Source organism: Streptomyces regalis (assembly GCF_001509475.1).
GTDB lineage: Bacteria > Actinomycetota > Actinomycetes > Streptomycetales > Streptomycetaceae > Streptomyces > Streptomyces regalis.
On the sequence record NZ_LLZG01000018.1, the window covers coordinates 17,183 to 27,455 of the forward strand.

Annotated in this window: 6 protein-coding genes; 2 read left to right on the forward strand and 4 right to left on the reverse strand. The window is 67.5% G+C overall.

All coding sequences use genetic code 11. From position 1 onward, the window contains the following. Positions 1 to 351 precede the first annotated feature (351 nt). The 4 genes from ADL12_RS04780 to ADL12_RS04795 all read right to left on the reverse strand — a co-directional run bounded on the left by ADL12_RS04780 (position 352) and on the right by ADL12_RS04795 (position 6,475). Positions 352 to 2,415, reverse strand: a complete 2,064-nt coding sequence (locus ADL12_RS04780) for a type I restriction-modification system subunit M/S (RefSeq protein ID WP_159053079.1) — start codon at positions 2,413 to 2,415, stop codon at positions 352 to 354. A gap of 1,062 nt (positions 2,416 to 3,477) precedes the next feature. Then, positions 3,478 to 3,924, reverse strand: coding sequence for a hypothetical protein (locus ADL12_RS04785; protein WP_062698813.1), 447 nt, complete (start codon positions 3,922 to 3,924; stop codon positions 3,478 to 3,480). Further along, the gene (locus ADL12_RS04790; RefSeq protein ID WP_062698815.1) at positions 3,921 to 4,187 is read right to left on the reverse strand and encodes a hypothetical protein; all 267 of its coding nucleotides are present in this window, start codon (positions 4,185 to 4,187) and stop codon (positions 3,921 to 3,923) included. The genes ADL12_RS04785 and ADL12_RS04790 overlap by 4 nt, the downstream gene beginning before the upstream one ends. A 596-nt stretch (positions 4,188 to 4,783) precedes the next feature. After that, positions 4,784 to 6,475 carry an acetolactate synthase large subunit gene (locus ADL12_RS04795; RefSeq protein ID WP_107119830.1) on the reverse strand — a complete coding sequence of 564 codons (1,692 nt, stop codon included), beginning with the start codon at positions 6,473 to 6,475 and terminating at the stop codon, positions 4,784 to 4,786. Between the two features lie 271 nt (positions 6,476 to 6,746). Between ADL12_RS04795 and ADL12_RS04800 the strand changes: the two genes are divergently transcribed. Beyond that, complete coding sequence (locus tag ADL12_RS04800; RefSeq protein WP_244187773.1) at positions 6,747 to 7,457, forward strand: tyrosine-type recombinase/integrase; 711 nt, start codon at positions 6,747 to 6,749, stop codon at positions 7,455 to 7,457. 757 nt (positions 7,458 to 8,214) lie between these two features. Further along, positions 8,215 to 9,813 carry an SNIPE associated domain-containing protein gene (locus ADL12_RS04805; RefSeq protein ID WP_244187774.1) on the forward strand — a complete coding sequence of 533 codons (1,599 nt, stop codon included), beginning with the start codon at positions 8,215 to 8,217 and terminating at the stop codon, positions 9,811 to 9,813. Positions 9,814 to 10,273 lie beyond the last annotated feature (460 nt).

Sequence of the window (10,273 nt, forward strand, 5' to 3'; positions counted from 1 at the left end):
TTCGCTCACGCATCGCTCACGCGCCCGGGCGCTCTCGCCCACGGTGGAGCGGGCACTGACGCATGCGAGCCCAGCAAGATCCACAAGGAGCCGGCTAGCTGCGCTGACGCAGCTGTTGGACTACCGGCACCACGGCGAAGCAGAGCAGCGCGGTTCCTCCGAACGCTGCACCTGCCGAGAGCAGGGCTCCGGAAGCCGGGGTGCCGTCGAGGACCTTGAGAAACCCGACGCATACCGCGACCAGGGCAGAGCACAGCACCATGACCAGCAGCCAGGGAATCCAAGAACTGTTCGCGGGCTCCGAGGCCGACGTAGGAGGGGTTGTCGGAGCGGGCGATCGGTGCTGGGCGTTCACAGTGACGCTTCCTTCTCGAATCGGCGGCGAGGGATGATGCCAGGGGCGGGTTCGGTAGATGGGCCCAGCAGCGCACCGGCCAAGGCGATGCGGGTGTGCCGCACTGAGGCAGCGACGGCCAGATGTGCGCGGTCCAGCTCGTCAAGGCCGTTCAGCGCGGCCACGATCTCCTGCTGCTCGGCCAGCTCCGGCAGTGGAATACGCAGCGACCCGAGGGATTCGGATCGGAGTGACGGGGCAGCGGTGGCGGCGGCTCGGTCCCGCATCCAGGCGATGGACTCGTCCAGGCACAGGTAGTGGAGCAGGTACTCCGGAAGTACTCGCTCCTTCTGCGCCTCCGGCACGCGGAGCCGGATGACATTTGGGCTCATCAGCCAGCCGGCTTGATGCTGCTGCACCAGCGCTGGCGGAACGATCGCACCAGAGCGGACACAAACGATGTCCTTGTGCCACAGCTCGAAGTTCCTCAGCCGACGGGCCGTCTCCTCTGTGACCCGTTCGTCCGCCTCGTCACTGATGCACCGGTCCTTGAGATGCCGCGGGAACACCACGGGAACGGGGCCGCGGGTGCTGCGCTGCTTCTTGCCCAGCTTGGAATAGGACGGTCCGGCCTGTATCTCGCACAGCGAGTCGAGGCTGGCCAGGGAGGCCGGCTGGTTCCTCCGGCGCAGTGGTCCCTGGTCCCCGACGAACGGCAGCTGAGCGGCGGCGTCCTGTACATCCCGTAGGTGCTCTTCGGCGTCGCTCAGCCGCTCCCGGGCGGACACGAGCTCGTGCTCGATGCCTTTTCCTCCGTCGCTCCGGCGTTCGACATGGTCGAGAGGGTTGAGCGAGTAGTCGCTGCGTCGCAGTTCTTCCCGGGATACCAGGGCGGTAGGTACGTGGTGCTCCGTGGTTGTCGTCCCGAGGGGAGGAGCGGCCCCTGCCGCGTTCCTGTGAGCGCGGTAGGCGTCGAGAAGAGATTCGGCGTCCAGGGCGCTGAGGACCCGACGCGATCCGTTCTTCGCTCCCAGGTGCCGTGCGTCGAGGAACAGTGTGCTGTCGCAGGGGTTGTCGGGGTGGCGCAGTATCCACACAGAGACCGGTACGGCAGTGCCGGTGAACAACTGGGCCGGCAGGGCGACGACACAGTCGACGACTCCGCGCTCCACCAGATTCCGCCGAATGCTCTGCTCGGCTTTGTGACCGGAGTTGCCTGCCTTGTTGGGCATGATGATCCCGGCTCGGCCCCCCTCGCGCAGCTTCGCCAGACAGTGCTGGACCCAGGCAAGGTTGTCGTTGTCGAGCGGCGGAGCCCCGTACGCCCACTGCCCCTCGCCGCGCTCCCCGCGGCCGGGGTCGCTCATGTTGAACGGTGGGTTGGTGAGCACGATGTCGAACGACTCCAGCGGAGCCCGCCCCGGGCCGTCGTGCCAGGGCGGTGAGTGCTTCAGGTCGAGAGCAGGGGAGACGCCATGAAGAAGGAGATTCATGGTCGCCAGTCGCCATGTGTCGGCGCGCCGTGTCTCGCCGTACGTCCGCAGCGTCTTCTCGCGAGGCAGACCGTCCTCGTCCAAGGCGCAGGCGGCCGTGGCCTCGATGAGGAATCCTCCGTCGCGGGCGTACGGGTCGTAGACGGACTCCGGTTCGCCCGGGCCGAACTCCGAGCAGGCCAGCCGTGTCATCAGCCGAACCACAGGGCGAGGAGTGAAGAACTCGCCGCTGCCCAGCGCGGCTCGCTGCTCGTACTCGTCGAGGATGAGCCCGAACACGTCCTCGGTGAGGCGGCTCATCGCATCCACGACATTGCGAAGGTCACGAGCGGTCCGCGGCTCCAGGCGCCCCAACGCCTCCTGCATGCTCGAATGGACGCCGAGGTCACGCATGTCCTCGTCGGCCGCGCGGCCGACGTCCCGGAGCAACTGGGCCGCCTCGTCGAGACTGTTGAGAGTGCGGGCGCGGGCGGCCAATGTGTCGAAGCGGTCCGCGGCGGCGCCGCGGAGATAGTGGAGGCAAGCCAGCAGGTTCAGATAGTCGAGCACACTGGCCGCCCCCCGTACCCGGTCGATGAGGCTGCCCATCAGATCGTTTGCGATCTGTCGGTTCTCGGGGCGGGGTTCATCGACAGCGCCGGTCGGCATGCGGTACGACGACCCGGCGCCGAGACGGCGCTTCGCCGCGTCGGCTGGAGGCTTACCGGCTTGTTCCCCCTTCCGGGCACGGTTCCCGTAACTGGTGCCGACGGGCTCTCCTGCGACGAGTCGCTCGGGCGGTACCGGCCTCCGGTCCAGCCACTCCATGATCTCCGACCGTCGAAAGTAGTCCTGTCCGTTGGAGCGCCGCGCCGAGGGGAAGTCGGTCTCCTGTCTTTCCCAGGCTGTTACGGTCGGTCGGCTTACGCCTGCGAGCGCGGCGATCTGTGCTCGCCGGAGCAGTGGATCGTCACCGGTCGGCGGATACGACATGAGTGCGGGCCCCCTTCAACTGCGCCATGAGAAATGGTTGTTGGAGAGTGAGCCTAGAAGCGCACGACTCCGCGAAACAACTGCGCACCTGGAGTGCGCAGATTGTGGAGTCGTCAGGATCAGGGGCGTTCGAGAGTCAACCAGCCCTCTGTGACAACGTTCTAGTGGCTCTCTCAGGGGATTCGATCGCCGCACACCGATTGAAGAGGGTATTGGGATCAGGCTGCCCGCTCGAGCGCATGGTGCCTGTCAGGGCCTTGTCGCTGGACGGACCACCTCCCAACGGGCGCGGCGTGTACCAGCTTGTTGGGTAGGGCGCTACCTCATCTATGCAAGATGACCATGGACGCGTCTTCCTGAACGAACTTGGTCATTGCGTCGTTCTCGGTACGGCGGGCAGCGGCACGAACACGTTGGCGGTCCACTGGGCTCACTGCCTGGCCGCAGCTCTAGGAGTCGGAGGCGGCACCCTTCTCGTCGCCTTCAACAAGGCGCTCGTTATCTACCTCGGGCATGGGCACGCTGCCGCCGAACCTGCAGATCGAGACGTACCACACGTTCGCACGCCGCTCCGGCAGCCAGCATGACCACCCGTAGCGGAGGGCGCCCGTCGATGTGCGGCCGCCAGGCGGTCGGGGAGCCGACGAGCCGCCGGAGTCGGGCGCGGGCGGTGTTTCGTCAGACCTTCTCGACTCGCACGGAGCGTCCCGCGAGGAGTTGATTCATGTCGTCGGTGTCGGAGGTGAAGACGGTTGCCTCAGCTCCCTGCGCGGCTTCCCGCCCGGCCACAGCCGCCAGAACCGCGTCGATGGCGTACTTGTGCCCATGCAGGCCCGCTGTCTTCAACATGTCGCGTGCCAGGGCGATCACCTGGTCGTCCGTGTGCACGACGCGGATTCGGGACAACGTCCAGTTCCACAGCGCCTGCCTCGACGTTTCGCGAGGGTCCCATGCTTCCAAGGTCGTGAGCGCTGAGGTGACGATCGGGATGTCGAGCCGCGGAGTTGTCTTGATCAGCGCAGCCATCTCCCGATCGCCCTGAACTGCCTTGGAGAGAGCCTCGGAGTCGAACACGAAGACGCGCTGTCGCGGGCGGTGCAGCTTCGCCTGGGTGGTGCGGCTCACGCGGCCTCGTCCGAATGTGAACGCTGCTCGTCATGCCAGCCGTCAATGGCGGCGATGCGGTCCAGCGCTGCCTGCTGCTCGTCGTCCGTCACGGCGCCGTGCTCTTCCTCGAGTCGCCCGGCCAGCTCGCGCAGTCGGTCCATGGCGTCCTGATGTGCGGCAGCGGCTGCGATGTAGCCGGACACCCCGCGTGCGTCGACGCGCTCCTTGATCGATTCCACTAGCTCTTCCGGCACGGTGATGGTGATCTTCCGGGTTGCCATACTTCAAGTATGCCATGCCGGACCGGCTCGGAGCCCGTGCCTGATGATGCAGATCCTTTGGGAGATATTCGGGAGATCAACTCTCCGCCCGCTCACGCAAAACGGCCCCGGACGAGGAGTCCGAGGCCGAATAGAGCGCCTCCCTGGGGAGAGAGCCCCAGGTCAGCAGCGTAACGCGTTGTGCCCCCGGCAGGATTCGAACCTGCGACACCCGCTTTAGGAGTTTTCCTGGGGCGAGGCTCTGACCTGTGGAAACGCGGCCCATAGGGTGGCTGGCCCGGGGAGACATCCCTCCGTGGTTCTCACGCGTTCACGAGGTTTCCCGGCCTCATGTGTGCTGAATGTGTTCTGGCGTAGGGCTGCTCGAGCAACCGGGCAGCCCTGTACGGCAGATGCCCGAAGTCCTGCCGCGCATGCAGCGGTTGTACGGATCGGTGATGATGAGCCGGTCGTCGGGCGGGGTGTTCGCGCCGAGTGTGATGTCGAGGTCGGCGAGGGACGCTTCACCTGGTATGCCGCGGCAAGCGGTTGGTGGGGGACAGGTTTCTACGGCGGTCGGCAGTGCGCCGTACGCGAGGACCGCTGGTGGAAGGGTGTCAGAACGGGCCGTGCAGACTGCCCAGTTTGTCGGTCAGTCGTAGGTTCTCGGAGTAGTCGACGGGGCATGCGATCACGGAGACCGTGTCGTCGTCGAGGGCGCGGCTCAGTACGGGCAGCAGTTCGTCGGCGGTCTCGATCGCGTAGCCGCTTGCGCCGAAGCTTTCGGCGTAGGCGACCAGGTCCGGGTTGGTGAACCGGGTGTGGCTGTGGCGGCCGAGTTCGAGTTCCATCTTCCAGGTGATCAGGCCGTATTCCCCGTCCACCAGGACGAGGACGACCAGTGGAATGTGTTCGCGGACGGCGGTCTCCAACTCCTGGGAGTTCATCAGGAACGAGCCGTCGCCCATCATCGCCAGGACGCGCCGGTCCGGCCGGGCCAGTTTGGCGGCGATGGCGCCCGGCAGCGCGAACCCCATGGTGGACAGGCCGTTGGAGACCAAGCAGGTGTCAGGTTCGTAGGTGGGGTAGAGGCGGGCCATCCACATTTTTCCGGCGCCCGTGTCGGCGAGCACGATGTCGTGGCGGTCCAGCGCGGTGCGGACATCGCTCACCACGCGCTGCGGCACCAGAGGGAATGCGCCGTTGTCGTGTCCGTACCGGAGTTCCTCGTCGAGCAGCGTACGGATCTTCTCGCTGCTTCCCGAGTCGTAGGTGAGCCCGTCGGGCAGTGCTTCCGCGAGTGCGTCCAGCGCCTGCGCCAGGTCACCTTCGACGCCCACTGTGACCGGGTAGCGGGCGTCCACCTCGGCGGGGAAGCGGTGCACGTGCACGATCCGCTTGTCGCCGTTCGGGTTGATCTTGACCGGGTCGAACTCCTGGATCTCGTAGCCCACGCAGACCAGTACGTCGGCCGTGTCGAAGCCGAAGTTGCCGTAGTCGTGGCGCATGAAGCCGACGGCGCCGAGGGCGCCCGGGTGGTCGTCGGGGAAGACGCCCTTGCCGTGGAAGGTGGTCGCGACCGGGATGTTCAGCCGCTCGGCAAACCGTACGAGAGCGGCCGAGGCCCCGGACCTTGCGGCGCCGTGGCCTGCCAGCACGACCGGGTGCCGTGCCGCGGTGAGCACCTCGGCCGCCCGTGCGATCTGGGAGGGCGACGGGGCGTCGGCGTGCACCGCGTCGATCTGCAGGGGTGCCAGCGGCTCGGCGGGACCCTCGGCTTCGATGTCCTCCGGCACCGCCAGGAACACGGCGCCGGGGCGCTCGCTCTGCGCGGTCTTGAACGCCTTGCGCGTCATCTCCGGCACCGCGTCAGGACACTCGATGCGGGCCGCCCACTGGGTGACGGGGGCGAACATCGACACCAGGTCGATGACCTGGTGCGACTCCTTGTGGATGCGGCGCAGGGACCCCTGGGCGGCCAGGGCCACCATCGGACTGCTGTTGGTCATGGCGTCCGCGGTGCCGAGCAGCAGGTTGATCGCGCCGGGGCCCAGGGTGGCCGAACACACACCGGCCTTCCCGGTCAGCCGCCCGTAGATCTCCGCCATGAACGAGGCGGCCTGCTCGTGGCGCACCAGGACGTACCGGATCCCGGAGTCGTTCAGCGCGTCGACGAAGCGGATGTTCTCCTCGCCGGGGATCCCGAAGACGTACTCCACGCCCTCGGCCCGCAGACAACGCACCAACAGGTGCGCCACGTCCTCGACCACATCTGTGTTCCGCGACTCGGTCGCGCTCTCGGTACCCATGAAGAGGAACGTAGGCACGTCCCGCCTGCCCCGGCCACTCGTCGGCCGCCGACCGAGGGCCGGTGGCAGGTGACGACCCGTGCACCGCAAGCACCGCCGGGCGCCATTCGGAGGCGCTGTGGTGGCGGCTGCCGCGGTCGGCCCGCACGCTGGATCCGGATGTGGACGCGCCGCTGCGCACCGTGTCTCTGCGGCCTCGGGCTCCTACCCGTACCCGGCCAGCGCATATCCGTATGCGGGTGCCGCATGGGTGATGGTCGCATGACTGCTAGTGATCGTTGACTGGCTGTCAGCACAACGCCCGTCCCCACACCGGGAGTTCGGGCGCCTGTGCGATGACGGGCCACCCTTCGCCCCCGTTGGTAGCGGCCCTCTCCCCCCGCCCGAGGACGACCCCAAGACCGACGCCGGCGCGCGGACCATCGCGCTCGACTCCGACACGGTCCAGGCCCTCAAGCGGCACCGAGCCCGGCAGGACAAGGACCGCAAGGAGTGGGAGAGCGCCTGGGTGGAGACCGGCCGCGTCTTCACTCAGGAGAACGGCGAGATGCTCCACCCCGCCAACGTCACACGGCGGTTCGTCGAGCTGTACGAGGAGATCGGCCTCCCACCGGTCCGGCTCCACGACCTGCGCCACGGCGCCGCGACCCTCGCCCACGCGGCCGGGGCCGACCTGAAGGACATCCAGGAGATGCTCGGCCACTCCTCGATCACCATCACGGCCGACACGTACACGAGCCTGCTCCCCGAAGCGGACCTGGCGATCGCCGAGGCCGCAGCACGGCTCGTCCCGCGAGCCCGCGCCATCTCCGAGAACGCCGCCTCCGAAGCGGAGCCCGAGCCCGAGGACGCGGAGCATCCCGGCCCGGAGTCCGTGCCGGATGATGCTGATCCGTCGGGCGATGTTCGGGAGGTCAGCTCTCCGTCCGCTCACGCATCGCTCACGCAAACGGCCCCGGACGAGTCGTCCGAGGCCGAGTAGAACCCCTCCCTGGGGGATAAACCCCAGGTCAGAGAGGTAATGCGTTGTGCCCCCGGCAGGATTCGAACCTGCGACACCCGCTTTAGGAGTTTTCTCTGATCAAGGTCGTGACCTGGGGAAACTCCGCCATGACCGCGTTTGACCTGGAGAAACATGTCTCGGTGGTTCTTGCAGGTTCCCAGGGTTTCCCGGCCTCATGTGTGCTGAATCCGTTCCGGGCCGACTGCAGGGGGGCGACCTCGTGCCACAGGTCGCGGGCGCGCGCGGCATGGCCAGGGGGAGGCACAAGACGCGGAGGAGTACGCGCCCGTGTGGTGGATCACCACCCCGTTCACGGGGCCCCAGTTGCCGTGCTGGTCGCGGTTGTGGGTGCGCCAGGATCCGTGTTCGACAACGCCAAGTCGTGCGTTCTTGAGAGCGGGCAGGAACTTGTCCGCGGACAGAGGGGTGGCCACCTTCGCTTCACCTTCACCCGGTGCGTCAGGGGCGGTCGGCCGTGCCCGGGGGCGCCGGACCGGTCCCTCGAGGACGAAGGGCACTTCGCTGCCAGCGGAGGGCCGTCCTGACAGCGGCCGGAGTCTAACGGCTCCCTGCGGCTTACCCACCTCGTCGGATCTGCTGCCAGGAGGGCCAAAAACAGGAGATGGCAGGACGAAGGTCCACAAGGCCGAGTACGTTCGACTCGGCCCGCTGGCTGCCGGACGGCATCGGGGTTACGCCAGCCGTCTCTCGCCCTCGCGACAGGAGTCGTTGCCCCATGACCTACCGGTTCAACCCGCCGCCCACCTGGCCCGCCCCGCCGGAGGGGTGGAGCCCGCCACCGGGCTGGGAACCGGATCCCGCATGGCCCACACCCCCAGGCTGGCAGATCTGGATCCCGGAAGGGGCCGCGCCGCAGCCGAGCGCACCCGTTCCTCAGCAGTCCCCCTACGGTCCCCAGGCGACGGCCCCGGCCACAGGTGGGGGTCTGTTCGGCCGGCGCCGTAAGCAAGCGGAGTCCGAGGCGGCGCGTCTGGCGGGCGAGCTGGCGCTGATGGAAACACAGGTACGCGGACTACAGGAAGACAACCGTCACCTGACGGAGCAATTGAGTCGTCTCATCGGAGCCGACAGCGCTCAGATAGCCGCCGAGCAGCAGCGACTGCTCCGCGCGCACGAGGAGAAGCTCCAAGAGATCGGACGGATCGACGCTCTCCTCGACGAGAAGATAGAGCACGCCGCCGAGAGCGCCGCGCAGTCCCTGGTCGACGTGCGCCGCCAAGCCGACGACATGGCTCGCCAGACGGCGGAGGCCGAACAGCGCCTCACGGCCGCGCGCCGGGATCTGGTGCTCACCGATGAGACGCGGATGCTGCAAGAGGCCGGCATTTACGAGTACCGCCATCCCCTCGCCGACGCGCTCGCCTACAAGGACCGGCTCGACAGTCTCAAGGCCCGCTACAAGCAGTTGGCGAGGGACGACCGGGCAGTGCTCGGGAACCAGTACTGGATGGTGGACGGCTCAGCCGCCAAGGGCCGCAAGATGGTCCGTGACTTCTCCAAGCTGATGCTGCGCGCGTACAACGCCGAGGCGGACAACGCGGTGCGCGGCATGAAGCCGCACCGGCTCGACTCGCTGATCGACCGGCTCGGCAAGACACGGGAGTCGATCGCCCGGCTCGGCGCCACCATGCAGATCCGCATCGGCGATGACTACCACCAGCTGCGGGTACAGGAGTTGGAGCTGACGGCGGACTACGTGGTGAGGAAGGAGACCGAGCGGGAGGAGCAGCGAGAGCTACGAGCCCAGCAGCGCGAGGAGGAGCGCCTGCAGCGCGAGATCGAGCGCGAGCGGCAGCGGCTGGAGAAGGAACGCAGCCACTACGAGGGCGCCCTGCGCCGCCTGCGCTCCGGCACCGGCGATGCGGCCGCCATCGCCGAACTCGAAGGAAAACTCGCCGAGTTGGGCGCCGAACTGGAGGCGGTCGACGCCCGCGAGGCCAACATCCGGGCCGGATACGTCTACGTCATCTCCAACGTCGGAGCGTTCGGCGAACGCATGGTCAAGATCGGTATGACCCGGCGCCTCGATCCCATGGACCGCGTCATCGAACTCGGGGACGCGTCCGTCCCCTTCCGCTTCGACGTACACGCCCTGATCTTCAGTGAGGACGCCGTCGGCCTTGAACGCCGCCTGCACCAGGAGTTCGAGTCCCGCCGCGTCAACCGGGTCAACCTACGCCGGGAGTTCTTCTACGTCACACCGGCAGACGTACGCGCCGCCCTGCAGCGGCTCGCCGGACAGCACCTCCTGGAGTTCCAGGACACGCCCGAGGCTCCTGAATGGAGGGCCAGCCAGACCGCTGCCGGGCGGTGACGGGCTCGACTCAGTCAACCTCGTCGGGTGCGTCCAGACGGCAGGCGGCGCCCTCCAGACTGATCCAGGTGACCTTGGAGGTACTTCCCGCCGCGAGGTAAGCGGTCACTTCTCCGGTTGGGGTGATCGCGAGCCACACGGACACCTACACCTCGCTGATGCCCCAGTTCGAGCAGGAGGCCGCCGACGCCCCCGTGGGGTCGGTAGAAAACCCCGTAACCAGGACGTCGCCTAGCGTTACGTCCCCGCACACGCGAAAACAGCCCCTCGGAGATCACTCCGAGGGGCTGTTCGAAGCTCCGTGCCTGGTCAGGCACTGTGCCCCCGGCAGGATTCGAACCTGCGACACCCGCTTTAGGAGCAATGCCGTTGTTTTAGTTGCGGGCGTACGCTGCTGCGTAGTGCTTCCCGGGGGGTGGTGCGGGTGTCTGCGGATGTCGGCGAGTTATCGGGGCTGGGG

Bases quoted from the DNA above. Each gene is read 5' to 3' on its own strand.
- ADL12_RS04780 (WP_159053079.1), bottom strand. From the start codon at position 2,415: ATGGGCAGCCTCATCGACCGGGTACGGGGGGCGGCCAGTGTGCTCGAC.
- ADL12_RS04790 (WP_062698815.1), bottom strand. From the start codon at position 4,187: ATGGCAACCCGGAAGATCACCATCACCGTGCCGGAAGAGCTAGTGGAA.
- ADL12_RS04795 (WP_107119830.1), bottom strand. From the start codon at position 6,475: ATGGGTACCGAGAGCGCGACCGAGTCGCGGAACACAGATGTGGTCGAG.
- ADL12_RS04805 (WP_244187774.1), top strand. From the start codon at position 8,215: ATGACCTACCGGTTCAACCCGCCGCCCACCTGGCCCGCCCCGCCGGAG.